Origin of the sequence: Rhodococcus sp. SBT000017 (assembly GCF_003688915.1) — a bacterium.
In the GTDB taxonomy this organism is placed as follows: Bacteria; Actinomycetota; Actinomycetes; order Mycobacteriales; family Mycobacteriaceae; genus Rhodococcoides.
Window position 1 is genome coordinate 2,598,527 of the sequence record NZ_REFU01000001.1, and the last position, 26,110, is coordinate 2,624,636.

26 protein-coding genes and 1 pseudogene are annotated in these 26,110 nt (G+C 63.8%); 18 read left to right on the forward strand and 9 right to left on the reverse strand.

The window, feature by feature from the left end:
• Window positions 1-42: 42 nt before the first annotated feature.
• Both AYK61_RS11950 and AYK61_RS11955 read left to right on the forward strand, forming a co-directional pair.
• On the forward strand, window positions 43-1,173 hold the full coding sequence (locus AYK61_RS11950; protein WP_121870952.1) for a PLP-dependent cysteine synthase family protein: 1,131 nt from the start codon (window positions 43-45) through the stop codon (window positions 1,171-1,173).
• Window positions 1,170-2,459 carry an MFS transporter gene (locus AYK61_RS11955; RefSeq protein ID WP_032375707.1) on the forward strand — a complete coding sequence of 430 codons (1,290 nt, stop codon included), beginning with the start codon at window positions 1,170-1,172 and terminating at the stop codon, window positions 2,457-2,459. Before AYK61_RS11950 ends, AYK61_RS11955 begins: the two co-directional genes overlap by 4 nt.
• A 147-nt stretch (window positions 2,460-2,606) precedes the next feature.
• Here the strand turns inward: AYK61_RS11955 and AYK61_RS11960 are convergent, their stop codons facing one another.
• Complete coding sequence (locus AYK61_RS11960) at window positions 2,607-2,846, reverse strand: DUF4396 domain-containing protein (protein ID WP_032375706.1); 240 nt, start codon at window positions 2,844-2,846, stop codon at window positions 2,607-2,609.
• 403 nt (window positions 2,847-3,249) lie between these two features.
• Between AYK61_RS11960 and AYK61_RS11965 the strand changes: the two genes are divergently transcribed.
• From AYK61_RS11965 to AYK61_RS11985, 6 genes are all read left to right on the forward strand, one after another.
• A complete protein-coding gene (locus AYK61_RS11965) occupies window positions 3,250-3,453 on the forward strand; it encodes a heavy-metal-associated domain-containing protein (RefSeq protein ID WP_032375705.1) in 204 nt (67 codons plus the stop codon).
• A gap of 32 nt (window positions 3,454-3,485) precedes the next feature.
• The gene (locus AYK61_RS11970) at window positions 3,486-3,749 is read left to right on the forward strand and encodes a hypothetical protein (protein ID WP_032375704.1); all 264 of its coding nucleotides are present in this window, start codon (window positions 3,486-3,488) and stop codon (window positions 3,747-3,749) included.
• Between the two features lie 29 nt (window positions 3,750-3,778).
• Entirely contained in the window at window positions 3,779-6,043 is a 2,265-nt protein-coding gene (locus AYK61_RS11975) for a cation-translocating P-type ATPase (protein ID WP_032375703.1), read from the forward strand.
• A gap of 108 nt (window positions 6,044-6,151) precedes the next feature.
• Window positions 6,152-6,319 (forward strand): hypothetical protein, encoded by a 168-nt coding sequence (locus AYK61_RS27285; protein ID WP_155288777.1) that lies wholly within the window; start codon window positions 6,152-6,154, stop codon window positions 6,317-6,319.
• A 23-nt stretch (window positions 6,320-6,342) separates the two neighbouring features.
• Entirely contained in the window at window positions 6,343-6,681 is a 339-nt protein-coding gene (locus AYK61_RS11980) for a metal-sensitive transcriptional regulator (protein ID WP_032375786.1), read from the forward strand.
• 86 nt (window positions 6,682-6,767) lie between these two features.
• Entirely contained in the window at window positions 6,768-7,496 is a 729-nt protein-coding gene (locus tag AYK61_RS11985) for a TVP38/TMEM64 family protein (protein ID WP_045841173.1), read from the forward strand.
• Between the two features lie 16 nt (window positions 7,497-7,512).
• Here AYK61_RS11985 and AYK61_RS11990 read toward each other — a convergent pair whose 3' ends face one another.
• Window positions 7,513-8,016, reverse strand: coding sequence for a hypothetical protein (locus tag AYK61_RS11990; RefSeq protein WP_176457804.1), 504 nt, complete (start codon window positions 8,014-8,016; stop codon window positions 7,513-7,515).
• A 691-nt stretch (window positions 8,017-8,707) separates the two neighbouring features.
• Here AYK61_RS11990 and AYK61_RS11995 point away from each other — a divergent pair.
• The 3 genes from AYK61_RS11995 to AYK61_RS12005 all read left to right on the forward strand — a co-directional run bounded on the left by AYK61_RS11995 (window position 8,708) and on the right by AYK61_RS12005 (window position 10,650).
• Window positions 8,708-9,364 (forward strand): NlpC/P60 family protein, encoded by a 657-nt coding sequence (locus AYK61_RS11995; RefSeq protein WP_121870953.1) that lies wholly within the window; start codon window positions 8,708-8,710, stop codon window positions 9,362-9,364.
• Window positions 9,365-9,464: 100 nt separating this feature from the next.
• A complete protein-coding gene (locus AYK61_RS28250) occupies window positions 9,465-9,887 on the forward strand; it encodes a DUF6153 family protein (RefSeq protein ID WP_353806439.1) in 423 nt (140 codons plus the stop codon).
• 196 nt (window positions 9,888-10,083) lie between these two features.
• Entirely contained in the window at window positions 10,084-10,650 is a 567-nt protein-coding gene (locus AYK61_RS12005; protein ID WP_310886822.1) for a DUF305 domain-containing protein, read from the forward strand.
• Between the two features lie 316 nt (window positions 10,651-10,966).
• Here the strand turns inward: AYK61_RS12005 and AYK61_RS12010 are convergent, their stop codons facing one another.
• Entirely contained in the window at window positions 10,967-11,788 is an 822-nt protein-coding gene (locus AYK61_RS12010) for a cytochrome c biogenesis CcdA family protein (protein ID WP_032375700.1), read from the reverse strand.
• Complete coding sequence (locus AYK61_RS12015) at window positions 11,785-12,417, reverse strand: TlpA disulfide reductase family protein (protein WP_080736598.1); 633 nt, start codon at window positions 12,415-12,417, stop codon at window positions 11,785-11,787. The genes AYK61_RS12010 and AYK61_RS12015 overlap by 4 nt, the downstream gene beginning before the upstream one ends.
• Before the next feature lie 154 nt (window positions 12,418-12,571).
• On the opposite strand from AYK61_RS12015, the gene AYK61_RS12020 reads away from it, so the two are divergent.
• Complete coding sequence (locus AYK61_RS12020) at window positions 12,572-12,703, forward strand: DUF3703 domain-containing protein (protein ID WP_080733457.1); 132 nt, start codon at window positions 12,572-12,574, stop codon at window positions 12,701-12,703.
• 9 nt (window positions 12,704-12,712) lie between these two features.
• On the opposite strand, the gene ccsB is transcribed toward AYK61_RS12020, so the two are convergent.
• The 3 genes from ccsB to AYK61_RS27290 form a co-directional block, all read right to left on the reverse strand.
• Complete coding sequence (ccsB, locus tag AYK61_RS12025; protein WP_032375699.1) at window positions 12,713-13,684, reverse strand: c-type cytochrome biogenesis protein CcsB; 972 nt, start codon at window positions 13,682-13,684, stop codon at window positions 12,713-12,715.
• Between the two features lie 4 nt (window positions 13,685-13,688).
• The gene (locus AYK61_RS12030) at window positions 13,689-15,341 is read right to left on the reverse strand and encodes a cytochrome c biogenesis protein ResB (RefSeq protein WP_183130247.1); all 1,653 of its coding nucleotides are present in this window, start codon (window positions 15,339-15,341) and stop codon (window positions 13,689-13,691) included.
• Window positions 15,342-15,683: 342 nt separating this feature from the next.
• Window positions 15,684-15,851 carry a hypothetical protein gene (locus AYK61_RS27290; protein ID WP_155288775.1) on the reverse strand — a complete coding sequence of 56 codons (168 nt, stop codon included), beginning with the start codon at window positions 15,849-15,851 and terminating at the stop codon, window positions 15,684-15,686.
• A 115-nt stretch (window positions 15,852-15,966) separates the two neighbouring features.
• Between AYK61_RS27290 and AYK61_RS27295 the strand changes: the two genes are divergently transcribed.
• The 5 genes and pseudogenes from AYK61_RS27295 to AYK61_RS12060 all read left to right on the forward strand — a co-directional run bounded on the left by AYK61_RS27295 (window position 15,967) and on the right by AYK61_RS12060 (window position 21,879).
• Window positions 15,967-16,344, forward strand: coding sequence for a hypothetical protein (locus AYK61_RS27295; protein ID WP_155288774.1), 378 nt, complete (start codon window positions 15,967-15,969; stop codon window positions 16,342-16,344).
• 91 nt (window positions 16,345-16,435) lie between these two features.
• Complete coding sequence (locus AYK61_RS12040; protein WP_128645572.1) at window positions 16,436-17,266, forward strand: N-acetyltransferase; 831 nt, start codon at window positions 16,436-16,438, stop codon at window positions 17,264-17,266.
• A pseudogene (locus tag AYK61_RS12045) lies at window positions 17,266-19,608 on the forward strand (transglycosylase domain-containing protein). The gene AYK61_RS12040 and the pseudogene AYK61_RS12045 overlap by 1 nt, the downstream one beginning before the upstream one ends.
• A gap of 238 nt (window positions 19,609-19,846) precedes the next feature.
• On the forward strand, window positions 19,847-20,686 hold the full coding sequence (locus AYK61_RS12050; protein ID WP_094656082.1) for a hypothetical protein: 840 nt from the start codon (window positions 19,847-19,849) through the stop codon (window positions 20,684-20,686).
• Window positions 20,687-21,069: 383 nt separating this feature from the next.
• Complete coding sequence (locus tag AYK61_RS12060; RefSeq protein WP_032401329.1) at window positions 21,070-21,879, forward strand: F510_1955 family glycosylhydrolase; 810 nt, start codon at window positions 21,070-21,072, stop codon at window positions 21,877-21,879.
• A 151-nt stretch (window positions 21,880-22,030) separates the two neighbouring features.
• Here the strand turns inward: AYK61_RS12060 and istB are convergent, their stop codons facing one another.
• Both istB and istA read right to left on the reverse strand, forming a co-directional pair.
• Complete coding sequence (gene istB / locus AYK61_RS12065; protein WP_121869744.1) at window positions 22,031-22,834, reverse strand: IS21-like element helper ATPase IstB; 804 nt, start codon at window positions 22,832-22,834, stop codon at window positions 22,031-22,033.
• The gene (gene istA, locus AYK61_RS12070) at window positions 22,831-24,462 is read right to left on the reverse strand and encodes an IS21 family transposase (RefSeq protein WP_121869745.1); all 1,632 of its coding nucleotides are present in this window, start codon (window positions 24,460-24,462) and stop codon (window positions 22,831-22,833) included. Before istA ends, istB begins: the two co-directional genes overlap by 4 nt.
• A gap of 531 nt (window positions 24,463-24,993) precedes the next feature.
• Here istA and AYK61_RS27035 point away from each other — a divergent pair.
• Window positions 24,994-25,662 (forward strand): hypothetical protein, encoded by a 669-nt coding sequence (locus tag AYK61_RS27035; RefSeq protein WP_141215302.1) that lies wholly within the window; start codon window positions 24,994-24,996, stop codon window positions 25,660-25,662.
• The last annotated feature ends 448 nt before the right edge of the window (window positions 25,663-26,110 follow it).

Below are 26,110 nucleotides of genomic sequence, written 5' to 3' on the forward strand. Positions count from 1 at the left end.
CTTACTGCGCTCCTCGCAGATCACATACAGGGACTACTCATCATGAACAGTGCTGTTCGCTCCACACTCGTGCCACCGTCCTCCGCCGGCCACATGTTGGCGACCGCCAAGAACTGCCCGGAACCGGGCACAATGGTCGGCAACACGCCCGTTCTGTGGATCGGTGAACCGTTCGCGGACTCCGGCCGCGGCTTCTGGGCGAAACTCGAAGGCAGCAATCCCGGTGGGATGAAAGACCGCCCCGCGCTGCACATGGTCGAAAAAGCCAAGGCCCGCGGCGACCTCGCTCCCGGCGCGATGATCATCGAATCCACCAGCGGAACCCTCGGCCTGGGTCTGGCCCTGGCCGGGATCACCCATCACCACCCCGTCACCCTCGTCGCCGACCCGGGACTGGAACCGATCGTGCACCGGATGCTCGCCGCGTACGGTGCCCGCGTCGAACTGGTCACCACACCGCACCCCGACGGCGGCTGGCAGCAGGCCCGGCGTGAGAAGGTCCGTGAGCTCCTCGATACACATCCAGGGTCGTGGTGCCCGGATCAGTACACCAACCCGGACAATGTCGAGGCGTACGAGTCGCTCGCTCACGAACTCATCGCCCAGCTCGGACGCGTCGACACCTTGGTTTGCTCGGTGGGCACCGGAGGGCACTCCGCCGGGGTGGCCCGGGTGCTCCGGCAGTTCTGCCCCGACCTGAAACTGGTCGGTGTCGACACCATCGGATCGACGATCTTCGGGCAACCCGCCAGCACTCGGCTCATGCGCGGGTTGGGTTCGAGCATCTATCCCGACAACATCGACTATCCCGCCTTCGACGAGGTGCACTGGGTGGCCCCGCACGAAGCGGTGTGGTCGTGCCGCACCCTGGCGGCGACGCACCACGCCAGCGGCGGCTGGAGCGTCGGGGCCGTCGCCCTCGCGGCCGGCTGGATCGCTCGCACCAGCCCGCCGGAGACCCGGGTCGCGGCCGTCTTCCCCGACGGACCGCAGCGCTACTTCGACACCATCTACAACGACGACTACTGCACCGAGCACGGCCTGCTCGACGTTGACCCGCCGACCGAGCCGACGACCATCGCCCACCCCACCGATGAGACTGTGACGTCGTGGACGCGGTGCGCCACCGTCGTCGATCCCACCGTCGTCGATCCCACCGAGAGCGTTCGATGAAAACTTTTCTGACCAAGTTCCGTAGCTTCGACCGGCCCAGCCAGGTGTTGATGGTCAACCAGTTCTCCATCAACGTCGGTTTCTACATGCTGATGCCGTACCTGGCCGGGTATCTGGCCGGTTCCCTGGGCCTGGCGGCGTGGGCGGTCGGGCTGGTGCTGGGGATGCGGAACTTCTCCCAGCAAGGGATGTTCCTGCTCGGCGGCACCCTCGCCGACCGCCTCGGATACAAACCCCTGATCGTCGCCGGCTGCCTGCTGCGAGTTGCCGGTTTCGTACTGCTCGCGGCCGTGGAATCGCTGCCGGCGATCCTGCTCGCCTCGGCCGCGACCGGGTTCGCCGGTGCGCTGTTCAACCCGGCCGTGCGGGCGTATCTGGCCGCCGACGCAGGGCCACGGCGGGTCGAGGCGTTCGCGGTGTTCAACGTGTTCTATCAGGCCGGGATTCTGCTGGGCCCGTTGATCGGTCTCGCTCTGACCACCCTCGACTTCCGAGTCACCTCACTGGCAGCGGCCGCGATTTTTGCTGTTCTGACGATCGTGCAGATTTGGACGCTCCCCGCGCACCGGGCCGAGACGACCGGGGCCACGACATCGGTACTCGAGGACTGGCGGGTGGTGATGGCCAACCGACCCTTCGTGCTGTTCGCGCTGGCGATGATCGGATCCTACGTGCTTTCGTTCCAGATCTATCTTGCGCTGCCGCTGCAGGCTGCGGTGGTAGTCGGTAACGGCAGGTCCGACACCGCTCTGGTGACCTCGTTGTTCGTGGTCTCCGGCGTGGTCGCGATCGCCGGGCAGTTCCGGATCACGTCCTGGTTGTCCCGCAGGTGGGGTTCGGGGCGAAGCGTGGTGGTCGGTATGGCAATCATGGCGCTGGCGTTCCTCCCGCTGATCGTGCTGCCGAGCCCGGCCGCGCTGGGCGGGTGGGCCGCCGCCGGTGCCCTGGTGTTCACCGCTGCACTGTTGGCGGTCGGCACCGCCGCGGTGTTTCCGTTCGAGATGGACACGGTGGTGACCCTGTCGGGCGGGAAGCTGGTGGCCACCCATTACGGGTTCTACAACACCATCGTCGGGGTCGGCATCCTGCTCGGCAACCTGGGTACAGGAGCCGTCTTCGGGCTTCTCAGCGACGCGCATCTGGGTGCACTGATCTGGGCGATACTGACCCTGGTCGGGGCGGCATCTGTGGCCGCTCTCTATGCGCTCGATCGATCCGACCGGCTCACCCCACCCCCCACCGAGACCACGGTGACCGAAAGCGGCGAGGTACCGGCCACCGGCTAGCGGCAGTGCACGCCGAGAAGTGGCCTGCATTGCCCACACCCGAGACCTCGACGATGATTGCCGAACACGAGGGTATCGACGCGGCACCGTTCACGACTATCCACCGACCGGTGGCCCGCATTCACACGAATGCGGGCCACCCACACCTCAGGCGGGGGTACTGCGGTGACGTTGGAGGCGACGGACGACGGGGTAACCCGTGACCACCCCGAGGACGATACCGATTTGCATGAGCATCCAGAACGCAGCATCGGTGGCCGGTGGCATGGTCTCGGTGTAGTACAGCAGCAGCATCCAACCACCCATCCCGAGGTCGAACGCCAGTACGGTCAACGCAGCGACGCCGACCGCAGCCAGGACAGAACGCCGAATGGATTGCCTGCGCACCGACTACTGGTGTGATGGCCGAACGCTCGTATACGAAGAGCATGATCGTGGCCAGTATGGCGATGACGATGATCATCACCCAAAGAACACTCTGTCCGCACGAGATTCGACGTCGGCAAGGACGGAAGCGACATCATCGAGAAGATTGTGGGCATCTCTGCGCGCGCGTAATCCGCGTTCGTAGTAGCCGGAGTCGAGGACGCCCGCCGATGCAGGCTCTGGTGCGACGTTCGATTCTGGGTGCCGCTCCCGCATCCGAGGGCGGTGTTCCGGTCAGTGCCCAGGGTCATGCCGTAGCACCGGTGCGGCACATCTCGTTGCATACCGTAGGGGGGTATGGTAAATCTGTAAGTGGGTCGCGACGACCTCGATCACATTCCGAATCGAAGAAAGAAGGGCATCGATGAACACCACCGTCACCGTCACCGGAATGACCTGCGGGCACTGCGTCTCCTCGGTCCGAGAGGAGATCAGCGGCATCCCCGGTGTGACCGCCGTGAATGTCGACCTCGCGAGCGGCCGAGTCGATATCGACTCGGACACCCCGATCGAGCAGACGGCCATCGCCCACGCAGTCGACGAGGCCGGCTACCAGCTCGCCTCCTGATCGACACCAGACCCGGACAGGAGATTCGCACGATGAACGCATCATCGAAGTTCGTCGGATTCACCATCGCCCTAGCCGCGGTCTTCGGGCTCGCCTTCGGAGCCGGGGACGCCTTCGGCCCCGAAGGTGCCGCACCACCCGACACACACGACACCTCGACTCACGACGCCGCCGCGGTGTCCACTGCGGGCGGGCCCGTCGCCAATCAGAGACCTGGAGGATTGATGGTCACCGACAGCAGATACGCCGCGGTGCCCGCCGCCTCGGAGCCGATGCCCGCCGGGCACGGACACTGACACACCACCACACCCCGAGAGGAGCGACGATGAATCCCGTCACGCACCACCCCACCGCCGACGGCCGGGTCGAACTCGACATCAGTGGTATGACCTGCGCCTCCTGCGCGAACCGGATCGAGAAAAAGCTCAACAAGCTCGACGGTGTCACCGCGACGGTGAACTACGCCACCGAAAAAGCACGCGTCGACTACGTCGGTGATGTCTCGACCGAGGATCTCGTGGGCACCGTCGAGCAGGCCGGCTACACCGCCACGGTCCCCGCGCCCGCCGCCTCCTCCACCGACCCCGACGCGGCCGGGCCAGCCGAGATCGACCCCACCGCCTCGCTGCGCCAACGCCTGCTCATATCGCTGGTGCTCAGCGTGCCGGTGATCGCGATGGCCATGGTTCCGGTACTGCAGTTCACCAACTGGCAGTGGCTTTCCCTGACCCTCGCCGCACCCGTGGTGGTGTGGGGGGCATGGCCGTTCCACAAGGCCGCCTTCACCAATCTGCGGCACGCCACCTCAACGATGGACACCCTGATCTCGATGGGCACCATCGCAGCACTGGGGTGGTCGTTGTATGCCCTGTTCTGGGGCACCGCCGGAACGGCCGGCATGACACACCCGTTCGAGCTGACCATCTCCCGCTCCGACGGGGCCGGCAACATCTACCTCGAGGCCGCAGCCGGAGTCACCACCTTCATCCTCGCCGGCCGCTACTTCGAAGCACGCTCCAAGCGACGCGCCGGTGCCGCCCTGCGTGCCCTGCTCGAGCTCGGTGCCAAGGAAGTCTCCGTCCTGCGCGAGGGTGTCGAACAGCGCATCCCCACCGATCAACTCATCGTCGGTGACGAGTTCGTCGTCCGCCCCGGGGAGAAGATCGCCACCGACGGCGTGGTCGCCGACGGCTCTTCCGCGGTCGACAATTCGATGTTGACCGGCGAATCCGTGCCCGTCGAGGTAGGACCCGATGATCTGGTCGTCGGCGCGACGGTCAACGTCGGTGGCCGAATCGTGGTCCGGGCGACCCGCATCGGCTCGGACACCCAGCTCGCACAGATGGCGAAACTCGTCGAAGACGCTCAGACCGGTAAAGCCCAAGCTCAGCGTCTGGCCGACAAGATCTCCGGAGTCTTCGTCCCGATCGTGATCGCCCTTGCCGCGGCGACACTCGGCTTCTGGATCGGCACCGGCGGTGGGATCGCGGCCGCGTTCACCGCAGCCGTCGCCGTCCTGATCATCGCCTGCCCGTGTGCCCTCGGCCTGGCCACCCCGACCGCGCTGATGGTCGGCACCGGCCGCGGCGCTCAGCTCGGCATCCTGATCAAGGGTCCCGAAGTGCTCGAATCGACCCGCCGTGTCGACACCGTGGTACTCGACAAGACCGGCACCGTCACCACCGGCAAGATGACTCTGCTCGACGTGATCACCGCCGACGGCGAGGACACCGCGCAGGTGCTGCGCCTGGCCGGTGCACTCGAAGATTCGTCCGAGCACCCCATCGCCCAGGCCATCGCCAAAGGTGCCCGCGAGAAGGTCGGAGCCCTGCCACCGGTGGAGCAGTTTATAAATATCGAAGGCCTCGGGGTGCAGGGCATAGTCGACGACCACGCAATGATCGTCGGACGGGCCCGCCTCCTCGCCGACCGGGCGCAGCAGCTGCCGGACGAACTCGAAAGTGCGATGCGTGCAGCCGAATCCGAGGGCAAGACCGCCGTCGCAGTCGGTTGGGACGGTCGGGCTCGCGGAGTACTGGTCGTCGCCGACGCGGTCAAACCCACCTCCGCCGAGGCGATCGAGCAGCTGCGGGGCCTGGGTTTGACGCCGATCATGCTCACCGGCGACAACGCAGCCGCCGCGCGTGCCATCGCCGACCAGGTCGGCATCCACGAAGTGATCGCGGAGGTGCTGCCCGCAGACAAGGTGGACGTCGTCAAAAGGCTGCAGGAGCAGGGCAAGGTAGTGGCGATGGTCGGCGACGGCGTGAACGACGCCGCCGCGTTGGCGCAGGCCGACCTCGGTCTGGCGATGGGCACCGGTACCGACGTTGCGATCGAAGCCAGCGATCTGACGTTGGTGCGCGGTGATCTGCGCGCAGCAGCGGATGCTATCCGCCTGTCCCGCCGAACGTTGGGCACCATCAAGGGCAACTTGTTCTGGGCGTTCGCCTACAACGTGGCCGCCCTCCCCTTGGCTGCGGCCGGGCTGCTCAATCCGATGCTGGCCGGTGCAGCGATGGCGTTCTCGTCGGTGTTCGTGGTCAGCAACAGCTTGCGGTTGCGCCGGTTCAAGTCCCTCACCGGATAACCGCGCGGGTAGAACAAGCACCCAAAAGGCTGGGGTGGGCGTGGCATGCAGGCGCGCCACCCCACCCCACCGCTACAACCCCGATGCAGCCTACGAAAGGAGAGGGCCATGTCCTTCGTGACAACGACCTTGGTGCAGATCACCCGGCACCCGGCGACCCGAGCGGTGGCCCGCTGCGCGGTGATGTGCGCTGCGGCGGCGGCCCAGCGACGACTCGACGGACCGACCCTCTCGCGCCATACCCCGGGCGGGCATAATCGAGGATGCTCGGCATGACACTCGGATTCCAGGAGGACACCATGGCCACTCCCGCGGCCGCGCAGGCACCCGCCGAGACCGACGGCCATGATCACGCCGCGCACGGCTACATCACCGAAAAGGACGCCTACCTCAAACGCCTCAAGCGCATCGAAGGCCAGGCCCGAGGACTGCAGCGCATGGTCGAGGAAGACAAGTACTGCATCGACATCCTCACCCAGGTCTCGGCGATGACCAAAGCCTTGCAGGCGGTGGCCATGGGCCTGCTCGAAGCTCACATCAGCCACTGCGTGGTCGACGCCGCCATCGCCGGCGGTCCCCAAGCCGACGCGAAGATCAAAGAGGCCACCGACGCGATCTCACGGCTCGTCCGCTCCTGAGCACCGGCAGTGCGAAGCCATTCCTCGCCGTCCACTCCCGCGTGCTTGTCGGAAACCTCGGCGAGGCGGCGCAGGCAGAGACCGTCATGACCGAAACCGTATCGGCGATTCTGCGCGATCGCCGAGTCCTCGCCACCGTGGCAGCGCTGGCAATACTGGCAGTGGCTGCCGCCCTCGTACCCCGCCCGTCGATCATTGTGGTGCGCGAGTGGGCGGAGTCGATGGGCCCGTCGTTCGTGGTGGTGTTCTTTCTGACCCAGGCGGTGTTGACGATTGCCCCGGTACCGCGCACGGTGTTCACCCTCAGCGCCGGACTGTTGTTCGGTCCCGCCACCGGGGTCGCCGTCACGATCGCCGCCACAACTGTCAGCGCTGTGCTGGCGTTGCTGCTGGTGCGCGCGCTCGGGCGCACCGCGGTGCAGGAGCGGCTGACGAATCCTGCGGTCAAGTCCATCGATGCCCGGTTGGCTCGGCGGGGGTGGCTGGCCGTCGGGTCCTTACGGCTCATTGCCCCGGCACCGTTCGCCCTGGTCAACTACTGCTCCGGACTCTCCGCGGTGCGCCTGCTGCCCTACACGACGGCCACTGTCGTGGGGATTCTGCCCGGTACGATCGCCGCGGTGCTGTTCGGGGACGCTTTGACCGGGCGAACGAATCCGGCATTGATAGTGGTGACGTCGGCCTGCGTGGCCGCCGGGGTGGCAGGATTGCTGGCCGACGCCCGCCTGCCGGTGTCGCAGGCACAGCCCAACACCGCAGATGGCGCATCGAGAAGCGGTCGCCTTCGTCGTCTGTTGCTGCCGGACCGCGGATAGGACGTGGCGAGAAATCCTACAATTTTGCTGCGCCTGCACCGCCAAAGCCAGCGGAGTTGCCGAACTCCTGACCTACGCGAGAAGTAGGGCACGCGCGTTCCCCGCGGATTCGCAGTCGAAGAGCCCACACCATCACCCCCACCGACATCACTCCGATTACGGGCTGCACGGGTGCCCATAGATCCAGAGCACCGCTCACCCCGACCGCCACCACTACCAGTTTGTTGCATATCGGACATCCGACTGCCAACAACGACAACGCATTCGCACTGACCCCTACACGGGAAGAAACCGACGACGCCAGCCCAGTGCTCACGTATGTCGCAAGAATGAGGCCACTGAGAACTGCGGTGGCAATCCACACCGGATAGTTCCACCACAACACCGGGGTCATTCGAACGTAGAACGCAGTGTGGATGATCCCGGTGGGGATCGCCACGACCAGCGCGGCCACCGTCGCGCCCAGTAACGCGGCCACCCAACGCCGCGCCGGCCAGTCACGCATCGTCACAGTCGTCATCCCTCTCCCGGTCAGCGGATACCACCCCACCATCTACTATGAATGATAGTAGTTTGCAGGTGCGGTGAGTCGGCGTCAATCGACGCCGACTCGCCGCCCATACGGCACAGGCGTCGAGCGTCGACGCGAGCCTCAGCCGACCGTGAGGAACCGTCTACGACTGCCGATACCCGACAATGGTGACCGGCGAGGCCGGACACAGTCCCATGCGGCTCTCGCCGCGCTCCGTTTCCTTCGCTGGTGACGCAGGGAACCCACACCGACCCCAGAGGATTTCTTCTGTGCATTCTTTTTCAGGCCCGACGCGGCGTGTCCGCGCTACCCTGATCGCCTCGATCATCGTTGTTGCCGCGGCATTTTCGGTAAATGCTCCAGCTTCGGCGGACCCTGCTGCACCCCCGGTGAACGCATCCGAAGCCGTACGACAACTCGCTGAACTCAATGCGACCGCCTTCACTCTCACCGAGAGCATGTACGCCGCGCAGGACACCCTCGATCGTCGCCGCGGCGAACTGAGTACCGCAGTTCAATTCGCCCACGAGACCTCGGCGGCGGCTCGGGAAGCCGAAGTGGCCGCATCTGCCAACCGTCGAGCACTGGCCACAGCTGTCGACGCCGCGTACAAAGGTGTACCGCAGTCCCCTCTCGGGCCGTTCTGGTCGCGGACAGCCCACAGCAACTACTCGATCAGATGGTGTTGTTGGACCGGATCCTCGCCGATCGAGCCGCTGCACTCGCCGACTCGACACAGATCGACGACGAAGCGCGAGACCAGCTCGAACAAGCCCGGCAAGCACAGGCGTCCGCTGCGGTAGCCGAGGCGGACGCCGCACGTACACAACGCGACCTCGAGCAACGCCAGACCGACCTGGCCGATCAGATCGCCAAAATCACCGACCAATTCGCCGCCCTCACCGATGCGGATCGAGCTGCCATCGTCAGCCCCGGCACCACGAATCCTTCCGAGCTACCCGCCGCCGTCTCGGCTGCGAGTGGAACATCAGCGGAGGCGATGCGCATCGCCCTCGACCAACTCGGCAAACCCTATTCCTGGGGAGCTACCGGGCCGGGGTCCTTCGATTGCTCCGGACTGATCTACTTCGCCTACAAACAACTGGGACTGACCGTTCCACGCGTGGCCGCAGACCAAGCACGAGCGGGCACACCTGTCTCCCGCGAATCAGTGCAACCGGGTGACTTCATCTCTCTCTACTCACCGATCGGACACATCGGGATCTACATCGGCGACGGGAAATACGTCAACGCCCCCACCGGCGGCGACGTCGTCAAAGTCGCGCCCGTTCCCTGGGATGAAGTGACCGCAATCAACCGGCCCATCGCCACCTGATTCGATGTCCACGGTCCGGACGCCGCGACTGCGAGGAGACCGGATGCCCGTGTGGCAGACCGGTAAGATCGAACCGGTGAGGACTTCAGCCACGGAACCTATGAACCAGAAGTGGCTCCTAGGTGCTGTTTGCGCTTCGATAGTGCTGTTCGGAGTCCTTCTCATGCATTCTGCGCCGATGTCGTTCGCAACGGCGACGAGTATCGGCGAACACTCGATGACCTCGACGGTGAGCGCTCCACCTGCCGTCGACGAGCATTCGGGAGCATCATCTGCGACAGCATCGGAGAGTGGTTCCGCAGCACACTGCGGGAACGGCTGTGGCGATCACAGCTCGGTCATGCATCTGTGTCTGGCTATCATCGGTGCTGTCGCGGCGTTGGCCGTCTTACGGGCAATCGTTGTGGGCTTCGCCGGTTCTCTCGTCCACGCTGCGCGGCTGTCGGCAGTTCGTCGTCGAACCGGGCACCCGCCGCCCTGGACCATTTTCACTCTCTCCGAATTGTCTGTGCTTCGGATCTGACAGGTGACTCACCGTTGTGTGAGACACAGATGTCGACGGGTCAGTGTGCCTGTCGATCCGAACCACCCCACCATAATTTCAGGAGTTTGTTATGCGTTCGAATCGATCTACCCGTTTCACGATCGCGATAACGGCGGCTTCCGCTGTCGCCGCCGCAGTTCTCGCTGGCTGCAGCAGTAACGACGGCGAAATGAACATGCCCGGCATGTCGAGCAGCGATACACCGGCCTCGTCGTCCTCCGAGAATTCCGCCGAAGCATCGGCCGAATTCAACGATGCCGATGTCACGTTCGTCGAAGGGATGTACCCCCACCATGCACAAGCGGTGGAGATGGCTTCACTTGTCGACGGCCGAACCGAGAATGCTCAGGTCATCGAGCTGGCCCAGGCCATCGAAGCAGCTCAAGCACCGGAGATGGAGCAGATGAATGCCCTGCTCACCGCATGGGGACAGCCCGCAGCGTCCGCCGACATGGGCGGAATGGACATGGGCGGAATGGACATGGGCGGTATGGACATGGGGAGCGGTGGCATGACCGGCATGATGAGCCAGGAAGACATGGACATGTTGTCGGCCGCTAACGGAGCGGAGTTCGACTCCATGTGGCTCACCATGATGATCGAGCACCACAAGGGGGCAATCGAGATGGCTCAGATCGAGTTGGCCGACGGCTCCAATGCTGATGCCAAGGAGCTTGCCTCCACAATCATCGATGCGCAGCAGAGCGAAATCTCCACAATGGAAAGTTTGCTCGCCCAGTAACTCTCAATTCTGGGAACTATCAACCGTAGGGCGGGGCTCGGCTAATACCGAGCCCCGCCCTTCGGTTTCGAAGGACCTGGCCCTTTTAGCTGCCACACCGATCAACACGGCCCCGGAAACATGCCCTCCCCTGCTGATGCACCCGCCTGCGGGGTCCTTGGGACACGCAGATCCGCGGTAGGGACAGGGGGCGGCTCTCGGATCGGGTCATCGCGGCCCGGCGGGGGCGCGCCGTCGACAGAGAGTGGGTTCGATACCACCGGCACTGGCAGTTGGGGAGGCGTGGTCTTGCACGTGCGGCTGCTCGGTTTCCTTCTCAGATGGGTAATACAACCGAACTGACGAATTCATTGCGTATCCAGGCAATGAACAGACCCCACACCCCCGTCAGCAGGGCGACACCGACGGCGATCATGATCACTCCGCCTGCCACTTTGATTCTCTGCGAGTTCCGCCGTAGCCAGCCGACACCGCGCATCGCCGAACTCGAGCCGAACGCGAGGACCACGAACGGTAGACCGAGTCCCAGACAGTAGGCGACGATGAGAGTGACGCCGCGCGCTGCGGTTGCGCCTTCAGTGCCAGCGGCAACGGACAACACCCCGGCGAGCGTGGGGCCAAGGCACGGCGTCCAGCCGAGCGCGAACACGCCACCGAGCAGCGGCGCTCCAGCAAGAGACGAGATGGTTTGCGGCGCGAATCGAGTGTCGCGTTGGAATGCGGGAATGAACCCGATGAACGTCAAGCCCATGATGATCGTGATGGCACCGCCGACCTGCTGAAGCACCTGTTCGTTGATGCGCAGGGTGCCGATGACCCCGAAAATCGAGGCGGTGGCGAGGACGAAGACGATGGTGAAGCCGGCGACGAACAACCCCGCTGCACCTGCCACGCGCCAGCGGCTTGCCAGCTTCGGCGGTGCTTCACCAGTCGAGGCGGCGGCGAGCGACGGCACGTCGGCACCTGCGATGCCCGCCAGGTACGACAGGTAGCCCGGCACCAGGGGCACCACGCACGGTGACGCGAACGAGACCAGCCCGGCGAGCATACATGCGGCGATCGCCAGTACCAGAGGTCCGCTCGATGCCAGATTTTGGAACGTCGAGCCAACGCCGCCTTGGGCAAGAAGAACAGTCATTCGTCTGCTATCCGTTCGACGACAGGGAGCAGGTCTTCGGCGAGGAGGGCACGCATGAACACTGCCGCCACCCGGTGCTCTCGATCGAGTACCAGCGTCGAGGGAATCACGCTGGTCGGGTAGTTCCCGCCGAGGGCGATCAGCGTCCGCATCGAGGGGTCGTAGATCGAGGCGTAGGAGACATTGTTGTCGACAACGAAGTCCTGCGCTTTGTCCTTCTGCGGATCTCGAACATTGATACCGAGGAACTGCACACCGCGCTCGCGGGTTGCTTCGTAGACCTCTTCGAGGTCGTCGGCTTCGCCGCGGCAGGGGCCGCACCACTGACCCCAGAGATTGATCACGACCACCTCGCCGTCATAGTCCGACAGAGCGGTGTTCTTACCTTCCTCCATCAGATCGGGTCCGGCGAGTTCACCGATGGTTCCGCGCGTTTCGGGGGGATCGTAGACGATGTCGGTTTGACCACCGGGTGCAACGAAATCGAAGCTACCTCCGGAGGGCACGGCGTCGGCGCCTGCGGAACATCCGGAGACCAGGAGTACAACGGCAAGGATGGATGCCGTTGCCGTGGCGGGCAGACTGCTCTGTTCGCGTGTGCGAGCCCCCGTAGGGCGGCCGAGTCTCATGAAGTCGACGCCTTTGCTGCAGTACGGATCTGCGCCGATGTCTCGAACATCGTGGGATCGGTGACGCGGTCGATGCCCCAGTCTTGGCCGGTGACGAAGCTCGGGGCACTGTGACTTCCCTCTCCGGAATGCACTACGGACACGAGGCAGTCAGTTGATTCGGATCGTGGTCGTGGCTCCTGGATCCTGGTCCGGTCGATACCCGGTCGGCAACACCGGCCGGGTCGACGCGGGATTGACGCGACCGGTGCCGCATGACCTCGCCGAAGCACAGGGCGGCGGCTAGCAGGCGACATCAGTTCAAACCCGCGTACGAATGCAGTCCGGAGACCACCATGTTGATGATGAACAGGTTGAACAGCATGGCCACGAATCCGGCGATGTTGATCCACGCGGCCCGGGTGTCACGCCACCCGCTGGTGGCCCGGGCGTGCAGGTACGCGGCGTAGATGATCCACGCGATGAATGAGACCGTCTCTTTCGGGTCCCAGCCCCAGAACCGACCCCACGCGGCCTCGGCCCAGATCGCGCCGAGGATGACACCGATTCCGAACAGGGGAAACGCGAAGATGGTGGTCTTGTACGCCAGCACGTCGAGCGAGTGCGCCGAGGGGAGACGAGCGACGATCCGGCCCACTCTGCTGTCGGGGACGGCGTTGTTGTTGGGATATCGGATCCGGATCAGGAACAATGTGCTGGCTGCACCGGAGATCAGGAACACCCCGCTGCCGAGCGAGACGACGGAGACGTGCACGGGGAGCCAATACGACTGCAAGGCTGGTACGACGGGCGCCGCGTTGGCATAGAGCACAGTTCCGGCAATGAAGAGCAGGATCAAGGTCGGCACGAGGACGAACAACCATAGTGTGCGCAGTTGCTCCGAGCGCAGCACGATCAGTCCGGCAAGTATGCCGGCCGCGCATGTGACGGAGACGAATTCGTACATGTTTCCCCACGGCGGGCGGCCAGTGGCGATCCCGCGCAGGACGATCGACCCGATATGCAAAGTGAGTGCGAGCATTACCAGGGCGAGTCCCGTGCGGCCCAGGCGTTCGGACGGGGCTCTTCGCTCGGGGACCGGCACGTATCCCGGTGTCGATGATGTCGCTGCGATCAGTTGCGGATGCAGACTCGAGGCCCGGCTCAGAGTCGCTGTTCGTGTCGTTGCGAGTTGTGCGATGAACAGGATCGCGGCGAGAAGGTAGACCACGAAGGCGGTCTCGAAACTGATGTCGCTCCAGCGGGCGAGGTTGTCGTCGATCGGCATGGCGCTACACCGTTTCTGTATCGAGGGTCTCGGAGTGGTTCTTTGTCCGCGGCGTCCAGATTTCGGTGCGGAGGGTCTCGAATTCGGGTCCCCATCCGGCGTGATCGGTACGGGCGAGCCCGCCCATCTCCACGCTCGATCGGCCTGTTTCGGCCGGGAGTACACGGAACCAGACTCGACGTCGCTTGATCACCAGCGAGACCAACAGTCCGGTCATCATCGTGATCGCGAACACGAGCACCCACAACTGTGCGGGGTCGTATCCGACCTGCAGGTTGGCGAACTCCTTGGCGCCGTTGAATCGAATGTTGGTGCCGTCGGTGAGGGTCGTCGATTCACCGGGACGCAGGTTCACCCGATCCTGCTTGACAAGTCGGCCCTGGTTGATCATCTCCTGGTCCAGGGAGAAGATCGACTGGGGTATGCCGGTGTCGAGGCCGGTATCTCCTTTGTAGATATCCACTGCCACAGCAGGATCGACCAAGTCCGGGAAGCGGGAGGAGAGCAGGGTTCCGTTGAATTGCGCAGTGGGAGCGAAGAGGCCTTCGATGGCGATCTGGCCGCGGCGTCGCTCATCGGCGGTGGCATAGGTCCCGCCGGGTGGATCGAAACGCAACGCCCCGCTACTCAGGAACGTGGTGGCGTCGTCGGGCCGGAACTGCAGGGCCTCGGTTCGACTCTGACCGTCGGGGAAGGTCACGGTGAATTCCGGGGCGTATCCGTGGCCGGTGAGGTAGATGCGTTCATCTCCGAGCCGGAGGGGTTCGTTGACTTTGAGTTGATAGTCGCGCCAGGTGTCTGCGGCGATGTCGTCGGCGGACTGGTAGGAGATGTTCGAGGTGAACATCTCTGCCTGGCCGTTCTCAAGGTAGTCGGCGTTGAAGTCCTTGACTCTGATGCAGAACGGCTCCAGCCCGGTTCCGTCGGTGCTGTTGCCGGCCCGGAAGGAGTCGTAGATGGCGGGCGAGGTGTTGCAGAAACCGGGCCCGTTGTCGGCGATGACGATGACCGATCCTTCGTAACCGGAGAGCTTGCCGATGGCGATGGCCGCGAGCAGACCGATCAGCGAGAAATGAAAAAGTAGGTTTCCCGCTTCGCGGGTATAGCCCTTCTCGGCGGAGAGGGTGAGCGCCCCATCGGGCTCGGGCCTAACGGCAGTACGCCACCCTCTCAAGTGGGGCGCGATGTCGTCGATGACGGTTTTCGGGCTACCGGCGAGAGCGCCCGAATGATGAAGCGGTAGTCGCGAAAGGTTTCGGGGTACGCGAACTGGCTGTGCGCGAAGGGCTTTACCGTGTTCGATCATTCGGGGAGTCAGGCAGCCGATCAACGACACAAACAGTAGGACGTAGATGGCGGTGAACCAGAAGCTTCCGAATACGTCGAACAATTCCAGCGTGTCCATGACGGCCCCGAGAGCCGGGCGCGCTGCGATGTAGGAATCAACCGCCTGGGTGTTGAGATTGCGCTGTGGCAGCAGGGCGCCTGGGATTGCTGCGATAGCGAGCAAAAACAGCAGCACCAGTGCCGTTCGCATCGAGGTCAGTTGCCGCCACCTGTTGCGCACCGCAGCGATTGCTCTGCGTAACCGTCCCTGCGATGTGAGCGCCGGGGTTTGATCAGCTGTCACACCGCCACACCCTTTCGACGATTGCATCTCAATTACTATGCAACATAGTAGTTGATGGGCCGTGTGCAGTTGTGTGCGGTAGTCGCCTGGGCGAGAGGGTAAGTGCTGCAACCACAAACGTGGTACTTGGTCCATCCGGAACGCTGCCGGGCTGCGGTTCGGTTTAGGCCGCTTTCGGCCCCACGGTAGGCGCGGATCGGTTCTTCTACTCATGCCGTCCAAACGCGTTTCATCCCGCGGAGTAATACCTGTGCGGTGAGATCAGGCACACTTGCACTAGCTGTTTTGCGTGCCGAGTACGAAGCGGCGCGGTTCCCTCTGCAGTTGATCGAGGATGTCGCGATGTCCCAACTCGATGAGCGAGCGCCACTACGACTGGCCTACGAGGATGTACTGGTCACCGTGGATCGCGCCGCCGCGCACCTGCTCGATGACGGGCCCGCCGCCCTCTGGGTCACCACGGCCCTGCGCCAACGTCGAACCCAACAATGCCTGGCAGTTGAGGGTGCGGCCCGCATGGAACGCTGGAGGCGTCACCGCACACGGTATTCGTCGCTAGCGCGGGTAGACGGCGACATGGATCTGCTATTTTCGTCGTGTGTGTCCGATTCGGTTGAGCGAGTGTATTCGCCGAATTCTGCTCTGGTCCATCATGGCGGCCACGGCAGTGGCGGTGCTGATGATGTCGCAGGTCGCACACACCACCGCAGAGCCCGGCCACGCTCCGCTGGCTGCGGTCATCGAGAGCGTCCCGGAAATCGAGCACACGTCGGCGCCGGAGCAGGACGAGGGGATCGGCGGTAGCGCGTCCAGTCATCACGACAATCACGGATCCCTGATCGGGTCCGTCCACATAGCGGTGGCGATCCTTGCGCTAGGGCTGGCAATGTTGCTGCGCCGGACCGGATGGACAGTGCTACTGCACCAGCTTCGAGGTCTACAGGCATCGAGATCGTCGCCAACTGAGAGGTCGGTCTCTCCCCCTGCGCCGATGTCCGTGCTCGACGCGGCATGCCTTCTGAGGGTGTGAGAGGTCTGCGTTTGCGCAGATCGGTCCACCTTTCTTCTCGCGCGCCGCCTCCGCGGTGAGGGCGCGAGCCTGCCTCGTCGAGGACAACGCCATGCATATCTTCTTCAACGTTTCATCGTCTACGCCGCACCTTTGTTTCCCTCATCCCAACCCCGCCGCGCCTCCTCCCGGAGTCGCGATCGTCCTTCGCGAGGCCGGGCCGCACGATCTACCGCAGAGCGCGCAGTTGCACCTCGACGAGCTACCGATTGGCCTGTTCCCCGAGCTGGGAGCACGGTTCCTGCGCCGGTGGCACCGCAGCTTCGTCAACCGACGACACGCCATCGCTCTTGTCGCAACCGATAGCGAAGGCGCCGTCGTCGGATTCCTCCTCGGCACCCTCGATCACCATGCCCATATCGGTGATCTACTGCGCGAGAAGATGACCGTGCTGCCGTTGGCTGCACACGCCGGTGCGGCGATGGCAGTCCGCCCGCGCACCGCCATGCGGTTCGTTCGTACGCGTCTTCGCCCCTGGTGCAGAGCGGTGGCGCGCGCTCGGCCCATCCCACTGCCGAACGGCGAACCCGAGACTCCCCCGGCCGACAGTGTCGCCGTCGTCGTTGCGATAGCGGTGAGCCCACGGGTGCGAGGGATCGGAGTGGGTGCACAGTTGCTCGACTGGTTCGAATCCGACTCTGCGCGGGCAGGTGCACGTTGCGCCGAGCTGTCCACCGATCTCGGGGTGGCCGACAATGCAGGCGGCTTCTACGAGCGCCTCGGATGGCAGAAAAGCGGAAACCGTCTCGATCGAGATGGCCGGACCATGCAGACCTACCGGCGAGAGCTAGACGGCCGCTGCGGCCGTGCTCCGCTCCCCTTGTCGGTCCCACCAACCCGGACGACCGCGAGCACTGCCCCGTCGACAGAAACGAGACGATGATGTCAAGCACCCGACGAACGGTGTTCGAACTCGTGGGATGCACTGCGCTCGCAGGCGTGCTGCTTGCAGGAGTGTTGTTCCCCATCGTCGGTGGCCTGGGATACGTCTCGAACCGCGCCGCTGACACCGACGACAACGTTTCCGGCGAACTCGCCGAGGGCGTAGTTCCTGCCATCTCGACGATGACGGACGTGGCAGGCAACCCGATCGCGTGGCTATACGAGCAACGCCGTTCCGAAGTGCCGAGCGCGAAGATCTCCAACGAGATGAAGCTTGCGATCGTCTCCGTCGAGGACCGGCGCTTCGCAGAACACCAGGGCGTGGACTGGCAGGGAACGTTGCGAGCGTTCTTGACCAACACCACCAGCGGGCAGGTCGAGCAGGGCGCATCGACACTCGATCAGCAGTACGTGAAGAACTATCAATTACTGGTCGTCGCTGACACCGACGCCGAGCGGCGTGCCGCGATCGAGACCACGCCGGCTCGCAAGATCCGCGAGATCCGAATGGCGTTGTCCTTGGACAGAGAATTGACCAAAGACGAGACATTGACCCGCTATCTGAACCTGGTTCCGTTCGGCAATGCCTCGTTCGGCATCCAAGACGCCGCGCAAACCTACTTCGGTGTCGATGCCAGCGAGTTAACGGCGACGCAATCAGCGATGCTGGCAGGGATGGTTCAGTCCAGTTCGGCACTGAACCCGTACACCAACGTCGAGGGAGTCACAAGCCGCCGAAACCTTGTCTTGGACAACATGATCGAAACCATCCCGAACCGAGCCGCAGAATTCGAGGCCGCCAAATCCGAGCCATTGGGGGTGCTGGCCGAGCCCAACACCCTCCCACGTGGATGCATCGCCGCCGGTGATCGAGGGTTCTTCTGCGACTACGCACTCCAATATCTTGAGGACGCCGGTATCAGCCGCGAGCAGATCGACGAGGGCGGTTATCTGATCAAAACGACTCTCGACCCGGCGGTGCAGAACTCGACCCAGGCCGCACTGACCGCGAACACAGATCCCGACCTCGACGGTGTCGCCACCGTGATGAATGTCGTCGCACCCGGACAGGACGAACACCGCATCCTCGCCATGGGCAGTAGTCGCACCTACGGACTCGATGCCGACGCCGACGAAACGGTTCAGCCGCAACCGTATTCACTCGTAGGCAACGGCGCCGGGTCGATCTTCAAGATATTCACCACTGCCGCCGCGATGGAACGCGGACTCGGCACCAACGCCACACTGCAGGTTCCCCGGCGCGTCGAGGTCAGGGGGTTGGGCGACGGCGGCGCGCGTAACTGCCCGGCGGGCGCTTACTGCGTGGAGAACGTCGGAAACTACCCACCGGCGCTGACGGTCACCGACGCACTGGCGCAATCACCGAACACGGCGTTCGTGAAGTTGCTCGAGTCCGTCGGTGTCACACCGACAGTCGACATGGCAGTGCGGCTAGGGCTTCGCTCCTACACCCTCCCCGGCTCGTCTGGATTCGACGAGCAGAGCATGGCCGACCTCCAGAAAGAGCAAAGCCTCGGCTCGTTCACACTCGGACCTACCTGGGTCAACCCGCTCGAGCTGTCCAACGTCGCAGCTACCCTCGCCTCGGGAGGTACTTGGTGCCCGCCGAACCCGATCGACTCCATCTCCGACCGCGAGGGTGTAGCTGTACCGGTCACACAACAAGCGTGCGAGCAGGTCGTCGAACCCGGCCTGGCCAACACACTCGCCAACGCGATGAGCAAGGACGACCAACCCGGAGGAACCTCGGCATCGGCGGCCGGGTCCGTGGGCTGGACGCTGCCGATGTCCGGGAAAACCGGCACTACCGAATCCAACCGATCCTCGGGCTTCCTCGGCTTCACCAACCGCTACGCCGCCGCCGTCTACACCTACGGTGACTCACCGACACCGGGCCAGATCTGCTCCTTCCCACTGCGGCCCTGCAGCTCCGGGAACCTCTACGGCGGTAACGAACCCGCACGAACCTGGTACGACGCGATGGACCCAATCGCCACGAACTTCGGCCCCATCGAGCTGCCACCGGTCGACGACAAATACGTCCGCGGCTCCGCCAACGGCCAAGTACCTGAGGTCAGCGGCATGAGCCAGTCGTCGGCCACATCGAGATTGGAAGCAGCAGAATTCTAGGTGACCGTCGTCACCACCACCGGTCAGGGCGCTCGCGGTACCGCTACCGGCACATCCCCATCCGGCGCGGCGATCCCGGGATCGCTGATCACGCTGTACATCAGTGACGGCTCCCCCGCCCCCGACCGCACGCCCACGCCAGCGCCGCCCAGTATCGACATTCCCGGCCTGCCGCTACCGCCGCCGCGGTGATCACCCACGACACTCACCCTTGAGACCCCCGCGCACGAAAGGAAACGCCATCACAGTCAGCCGTCGACAACTGCTCACAGCCGCAGCGGTTTTGCCGCTCACAGTCAGCTGCACCATCAACACCGCCGACAGACAATCCCCCAGCCTCGCACCGAGCAGTAACGCATCTCCCGCACGGTCCCCGGCCGTGAGCGCACCGAGCAGTCGATCATCGGCCCCGGTGAATCCGGGGCGGTGGATGCCGACAGCTGGCGAAGTGATGCCCGAGATCAAACGCGCAGCGACGAGCTTCCTCGAAGCAGGTGGCAGCTGGAGCGAGGGAGGAGGAGTACTCGACAGCTTGCGCACCGCAGGGGTATCGCTCGAAGTCGCGGCGACGGCAGCACTGCTTCAACCCGACGAGGCCCTCGCCAGCACCCTGCGAGTGGTGTATCCGCAGTACGCCGGAATCGGTCCAGAGAGTGCTGCAGTGATCGTGCTGTTCGACCAACTCCTACAACGCCCCACGCTCGCGCAGCCGGCTGAGACGACCCGGCAGATGGCACTCGATATCCGGCTCAAGCGCGACATCGCCGCTGGCGCGGCCTGGACGGTGGAAAAGATCAACCCTTTGACCTCTCTTGGGTCCCCAGTACCACTGACCGCCGCTGCGTCGTCGGTGCTGAGCAGCCCTCGCATCACGCTCTCCGAGCCTGCACGACTCGACATCGGAACCGGACGCATCAACAACAATGTGCTCCAGATCATGCTCGGACTTGCCGATCGATTCACCTACGCAGTGCAGGTGATGCACACCGGTCACATCCAGACCGTCTTCCCGCACCCGCGCTTGTCCAACCACGCAGTGGGACGAGCGGTGGACATCCGAGAAATCAACGGTCGGCGCGTTGTCGACGATCCCTTCAACAACCCAACGATCTCCGAATTCGTCACTGCGGCAGCCCTACTGGGCGCAACCGAGGTCGGAGGTCCGACCGACCTCAACGGTGACCGTCCAGGATTCTTCACCGACGACGTGCACAGCGACCACGTCCACGTCGGCATCACCCCGGGCGACGCACCGGCGCATCTGCGATGACACCGAACCGGATGGGCACTTCGGCCTGACCTGCCCGAAATACTATGCTGGTTAGTAGTTGAGTGCTCGCCACGGCGAGGCGGGTGAAGGTGTCGGAATTGTTCGCACTCAGCCGATACCGATCGTCGGTGCGATGTCGCTGCCACGGCTGTTCGCCGCCGAACGATCCGCGCTCGTACATCGCCTCAGTGATTGGAGATTAAGTGAATGGAGATGAAGGTCGATGCGTCTACGTCGTCCCGCACATACCGCCCGAGCAGTCACGTCCACCTCAGCCGCCGTATCCGGTCATGTTCACCGCGCCTGACCGGGAGATCACTTGGCGTTGACGCTCAAGCGATTACATCACCGAGCCCTCATCGACAGAACGAGAACCGCACTTTATGTCCATCTCGCTTTCCCGCATCCTGCTGCCGTCTCTGATCGCAGCTCTGTCCCTCGTTGGATGTTCCGCTCCGGCAGCGACTGACGGCGCGGCCGATCCGGCAGTGGTCGACTTCACCTCCTCACTGGCTCATGTGCACGGATTGCACGTCAACGCCGATGGCACCGTCCTCGCTGGTAGCCACACAGGACTCTTCGCCATCGGTTCGTCCGGAAACCTGACCAGGGTCGGCTCTTCCGACGATGACTTCATGGGTTTGTCGGGTGTACCGGCCACCGATACCCTCTTCACCTCCGGTCATCCCGGCGAATCCAGCACGGCGGCGAACCCACTGGGACTGCGTAGCAGCAATGACGGCGGAATGTCGTGGTCGGATCGGTCACTGGAGGGACAAGTCGACTTCCACGCGCTGGCTGCCGATGGACGCATCCTCGTCGGATTCGATGGCAGTACCGGTCTACTCGTCTCCGCCGACAGCGGCTCCACCTGGACTCCCGGCGCCGCTGCGCCCGCGGCGTCGTTGGCGATTACGAGCTCCGGAGTATGGGCGGTGACACCTGATGGACTTCAGCACAGCACCGACACGGCCCGAACATTCTCTCCTGTCCTCGACGCACCGAACTTGGTATTGCTCGCCGGTGCCGGCGATGCACTGTGGGGGATCGACACCGACGGATACGCCTGGCGTAGTCGCAACGGCGCCGATTGGCAGAAGCGTTCCGCAACCGGGTCCGTCGAGGCATTGACCGCGGTCGACTACGACACCGCCTACGCAGCCAGCCCCCAGGCGTTGTACACACTGACGTAACTCGGCCCGGTCGAGACCAGCCCGACAACAGATAGCGACATTTCGACGCGACCGCAGGCGGTCACCCGCGCGGCTGATGCGGGCGCTTGCTGTCGCTTGCCAGGGTGATGGGACCACCTGATTGCCAGTGGGTAGGGACCACCGTGGCGCGTTATTGAGGATGCTCGTTGTCGGTGGTGGCGTCAACTGTTCCGGGTCGGGTGCGTTGGCGGTAGGACGGTCCTTCGATGACGAGGGTGTGCGCGGTGGAGGTCAGTCGGTCGATGGCGGATTGAGCGAGGAGGGTGTCGGCGGTCATGGTCAGCCACTCCGCCGGCTCCCGGTTGGAGGTGACGATGGTGGTCTTCTTGCGGTGGCGTTCGACGATGAGTTCGTAGAAGTCGCTGGTTTCGGTGGCATCGAGTGGGCGCAGCGCGAAGTCGTCGATGATCAGGACTTCGATGGCGGTCAGTCGCCGGATTTCGGCGTCGACGGTGTTGTCGAGTCGGGCCGCTCGGAGTCGGGTGAACAGTTTGTCCGATCGTGCGAACAGGACACTGTGTCGACGGCGGATGGCCATGTGTCCCAATGCTGTTGCCAGATGCGTCTTGCCGACTCCGACGGGTCCGAGGATGATCGCGGACTGGTGAGCATCGAGGAAGCGTAGTGAGGTCAGATCTCCGAGCAGGGTCCGGTCGTATCGGAGATCGTCGTGGGTGTTCCAGTCCTCGAACGCCATCGCCGGATCCAGTCCTGCTTTGGTCGATCGCAATGTCGCCGAACGGGAGTCGCGGCGGTTGACTTCGTCGGAGAGGAGTACTTCGAGGAACCCGATGTGGCTGAGTTTGTGTTGCCGAGCCAGGGCTGCTCGTTCGGGGAGCGTGTCGGTGAGCGCGCCGAGTTTGAGGGCCTTGAGCAGTCGGACGAGGTCTGTGCCGACCGGTTCGGTGGTGGCTGGGGTGCGAGTGGTGGTCATGAGTGTCCTTCCGTGGATGCGGAGCCGGCGTCTACGACGGTCAGTGATGGTGTTGTGGTGGAACGGAATTCGGATGGGTCACGAGAGAATCGCGTCGATGCCTGTCCGACCGCTGCCGGTAAGGACGGTGCTGTCTTTTCGGTGGCCCGCTCCAACATGGACGCGATCTTGGTGACCGAGACGACATCGAGATCCAACGACAGTGAGCAGGCCTGTTCGACCCGCTCGGCTCCGTAACGTCTCACCAACCCTTGCAGCCGGTAGACACTACGAATCCGCGTCCAGGGCAGTGGGTCATCGAGGATCCGTTCGGCGTAGATCCCGATGTTGCGGCCATGGCCGTTGCAGGTTCTGATCAGTGAGGTGACATCGCGTAATGCGTAGTCGGACTTGTGTTCGGGGAGGTCGGCGCGGTCGGTACTGCGCCCACCTGCAGGTTGGCGGGGATGGATCTTCACCAGGGTGCCGCGGTGATAGAACTTGACCAGCTCGGTGTCGGCCCGGACCGACAGTGTCGAGCCGATCCACTGCTGCGGCAACGAATACAGTGCCCGCCCGATCTCCGCGTGGAAGTCGCGGTGGACTTTGACGTCCTTGAAGATCGGCACGTCGTACTCCGGCGGCACCGGAAGCAGTACCGGCAGTTCGGAGTCCTCGAATACCTCGCGCGGTCGGGCGCATGTCGTGCCGTGAATACGCATACCCGCGGTGCTGCTGCACCACCGAACCGCCGCCTCCTGCGCTTGCTCTAGACTGTTGAATCGTTCACCGGCCCAGAAGTTTCCGCGCACATACTGCACGGTGCGTTCGACTTTCGGTTTGTCCTTCGGCGAGCGCACCCGCGCCGGGTCGGTGATGAACCCGACGTGGGCGCTGTAGTCGAGCCATCCATCGCTCAACCGCGGAGCGATCGGGTCCGCCCTCGTGACAACAGGTTTGAGATTGTCCGGGATCAAGACCGCGAACACGCCGCCGAAGAACTTCCATGCTGCTTCGCAGCCGGCAATGACCGCCACCAACGTCTGCGAATAGCTCAGCCACACGAACATGTGCCGGCTGTAGACCGCGGTGAAGATCAGGGCGTGGACTTTGCGGGCCCGCCCGTCGTCGGGGTCGGTGAGCATCCCCAGATACCCGAAGTCGACCTGGCATTCGATCCCCGGTTCGCCGTCGACGACGCGGACGGTGAGGTTCTTGCGGCCGAAACCACACATCTCGGTGGAGAACCGGTGCAACGTCCGGTACGGCACCACGCATCCTTGACGGGCAAGGAGGACTTCGATTTTCGCGATCGTGAGCGGCTTGCGTTCACCGTCGCCTGCCACCCACTTGGTGATCTGCTCCTGATGGGGCACCAGTTGCTCCCATGCCGCGCCGTGACCGTGCGGCCGGTCGGGCCGGACAGTGGCGACGACCGCTGCGATCACCTCGTCGCTGACCGCGCCGGCATCGTCGGTTCTGCTCAGGCCGGCTGCTTGGGCTGCCTCGACGTAACGGCGGACCGTCTTACGATCCACACCGGCATGCTCGGCGATCGTGCGCAGCCCCGGAGCCGGCAGTGCCGCCGTCCCGAGCCACAGCCGTAGTACTTCTCTGATTTCGTTCACACTGATCTCCCGAAAAGCCATGCTCACCGACCTCCGTGACGGACTTCGTGCTGTCACAGACGATCGAACGAGCAAACGACGGGACCACCGGCAAGGCGCGCCGGTGGTCCCATAACTGGCAATCCAGGTGGTCCCATCACCCTGGCAGAAATCAGGTCACGCTGGTCCCATGCTCATGGCAGACGACACTTGCCGCTGTTGAGCGGCTTACTCCCTCTTCCTCCCCTGGGGTTCGGCCCGCCACGAGATCCCGCGATGACACCGGGGTCCGACTCCGAGATATCCAGGAATGAGGACAACCGAAATACTTGGCGTATAGATTCCGAGGCCGTACTGGATGCTGTCATGCAGGTGTGCCGAAATGGGAGCCCTGTTCGGTGTAGTCATGGTTCGCGGACGGTTGGCGTTGATCCGATTGCCGACGATGTGTCTGGTCGCGTTCATGGCGTGTGGGTTCAGGTTGCTAATCGTCTGGCTCCTCTGCGTGATCGGCCCTCGGCGTGGGCATTCGAGTGGGACTTGACCTCAGGGGTGGCCCGGCGCAGCCCGATCGTGAGCGCGACTCAGACGTGGGCTGAGCTCGGCGTTGATCTGAGTCGGCCGATTCCGGATGGTTTGGCGAAGCTGGATCTTGGGGACGCCACAGCATCGGTGCTGGCGCAGCTCGTTTCCGGTGGGCCGGGAACTGTGCTCCAAGAGGTCGGTGTGGAATGCCGTCCATCGGGTGCACATCGGCGTATGCAGTTCACGGCACACTTTCTCCACGACGGCATCGGCCCTACTGGTGAACCTCATCGGGTTGTTCGGGGAGTGTCTGTGGATATTGGTCCTTCGGAGGGTACTGAACACATCGATCGACGTAACGCGGGTCTGGATACGCTGGTTGCACGGTCGCTGTCCGATCCCTCGGAGTATCGCGCGATCGCTGACCCCGATTCACTTCAGCTTTTGTACTGGTATGGCGACGCTCCGACTGGCATTGCATGGCAAACAAGCCACTTACCCGGCGCTAAACCGGTTCTACACCCCGGTGACATTCCTGATGCAATCCGAATCGGACAATCCTTGAAAGTTGCGCAAGCCGGGGCTGTGGAATCGGCCGAATTTCGTTTTCTGACACCCTATTCGGATTATGTCGCGGTGTCGGTGTCTGCGAGAGCTATCGACCTCGATGACCGCTCCAGAGCAATCCTGGTGACGCTCCGACCACAGGTTCCGTAATTTCTGTTTCCGTTGCCAAGACAAGCCAGCTGTTGGTAGCGTTTGCCTACGCTCACCGAGCGCCTGTGGCACGCACCTTGTAGTAGTCGGGGCGGCCTCCACGTCTTTTTCGGACGTTCCACTCTCCTGCCCGAATTCTGCCTGACGCTGCTTTTAAGCGTAATGGCGTCTGGGCAGACGGACCTTACGAGGAATCAGTGCGGAAGAAAGTCGTGAAGAAGCCAGCAGTTCGCTCGTTCGCAAGGTTGTTGGCTACTGGTCTTACCTGCTTGGTCGTCATCGCGGCACCTAGCGTCACCGCCAGCGCGCAACCAGTCGAGCCCAGCCCCTCGGGGGGCGACTCCGCTCCGGTGGAGGTTCAGGTGCCGTCGATAAACGAGGCGCCGGGCGACATAGAGGGCACTCCACCTGGCCAGAATGCGCCTCCAGTCGAGGTGCCACCGGACTC

Coding starts and splice junctions, on each gene's coding strand:
- AYK61_RS11950 (WP_121870952.1), top strand. CDS start 43: ATGAACAGTGCTGTTCGCTCCACACTCGTGCCACCGTCCTCCGCCGGC.
- istB (WP_121869744.1), bottom strand. CDS start 22,834: ATGACCACCACTCGCACCCCAGCCACCACCGAACCGGTCGGCACAGAC.
- AYK61_RS12010 (WP_032375700.1), bottom strand. CDS start 11,788: ATGACTGTTCTTCTTGCCCAAGGCGGCGTTGGCTCGACGTTCCAAAAT.
- AYK61_RS11995 (WP_121870953.1), top strand. CDS start 8,708: ATGGTGTTGTTGGACCGGATCCTCGCCGATCGAGCCGCTGCACTCGCC.
- AYK61_RS12015 (WP_080736598.1), bottom strand. CDS start 12,417: ATGAGACTCGGCCGCCCTACGGGGGCTCGCACACGCGAACAGAGCAGT.
- AYK61_RS27285 (WP_155288777.1), top strand. CDS start 6,152: ATGTCCTTCGTGACAACGACCTTGGTGCAGATCACCCGGCACCCGGCG.
- AYK61_RS12005 (WP_310886822.1), top strand. CDS start 10,084: ATGCCCGGCATGTCGAGCAGCGATACACCGGCCTCGTCGTCCTCCGAG.
- AYK61_RS11985 (WP_045841173.1), top strand. CDS start 6,768: ATGACCGAAACCGTATCGGCGATTCTGCGCGATCGCCGAGTCCTCGCC.
- AYK61_RS27295 (WP_155288774.1), top strand. CDS start 15,967: ATGGCGGCCACGGCAGTGGCGGTGCTGATGATGTCGCAGGTCGCACAC.
- ccsB (WP_032375699.1), bottom strand. CDS start 13,684: ATGCCGATCGACGACAACCTCGCCCGCTGGAGCGACATCAGTTTCGAG.
- AYK61_RS11980 (WP_032375786.1), top strand. CDS start 6,343: ATGGCCACTCCCGCGGCCGCGCAGGCACCCGCCGAGACCGACGGCCAT.
- AYK61_RS11975 (WP_032375703.1), top strand. CDS start 3,779: ATGAATCCCGTCACGCACCACCCCACCGCCGACGGCCGGGTCGAACTC.
- AYK61_RS11965 (WP_032375705.1), top strand. CDS start 3,250: ATGAACACCACCGTCACCGTCACCGGAATGACCTGCGGGCACTGCGTC.
- AYK61_RS12050 (WP_094656082.1), top strand. CDS start 19,847: ATGCCGACAGCTGGCGAAGTGATGCCCGAGATCAAACGCGCAGCGACG.
- istA (WP_121869745.1), bottom strand. CDS start 24,462: ATGGCTTTTCGGGAGATCAGTGTGAACGAAATCAGAGAAGTACTACGG.
- AYK61_RS12040 (WP_128645572.1), top strand. CDS start 16,436: ATGCATATCTTCTTCAACGTTTCATCGTCTACGCCGCACCTTTGTTTC.
- AYK61_RS11955 (WP_032375707.1), top strand. CDS start 1,170: ATGAAAACTTTTCTGACCAAGTTCCGTAGCTTCGACCGGCCCAGCCAG.
- AYK61_RS11990 (WP_176457804.1), bottom strand. CDS start 8,016: ATGACGACTGTGACGATGCGTGACTGGCCGGCGCGGCGTTGGGTGGCC.
- AYK61_RS12030 (WP_183130247.1), bottom strand. CDS start 15,341: ATGCAATCGTCGAAAGGGTGTGGCGGTGTGACAGCTGATCAAACCCCG.
- AYK61_RS12060 (WP_032401329.1), top strand. CDS start 21,070: ATGTCCATCTCGCTTTCCCGCATCCTGCTGCCGTCTCTGATCGCAGCT.
- AYK61_RS28250 (WP_353806439.1), top strand. CDS start 9,465: ATGAACCAGAAGTGGCTCCTAGGTGCTGTTTGCGCTTCGATAGTGCTG.
- AYK61_RS11970 (WP_032375704.1), top strand. CDS start 3,486: ATGAACGCATCATCGAAGTTCGTCGGATTCACCATCGCCCTAGCCGCG.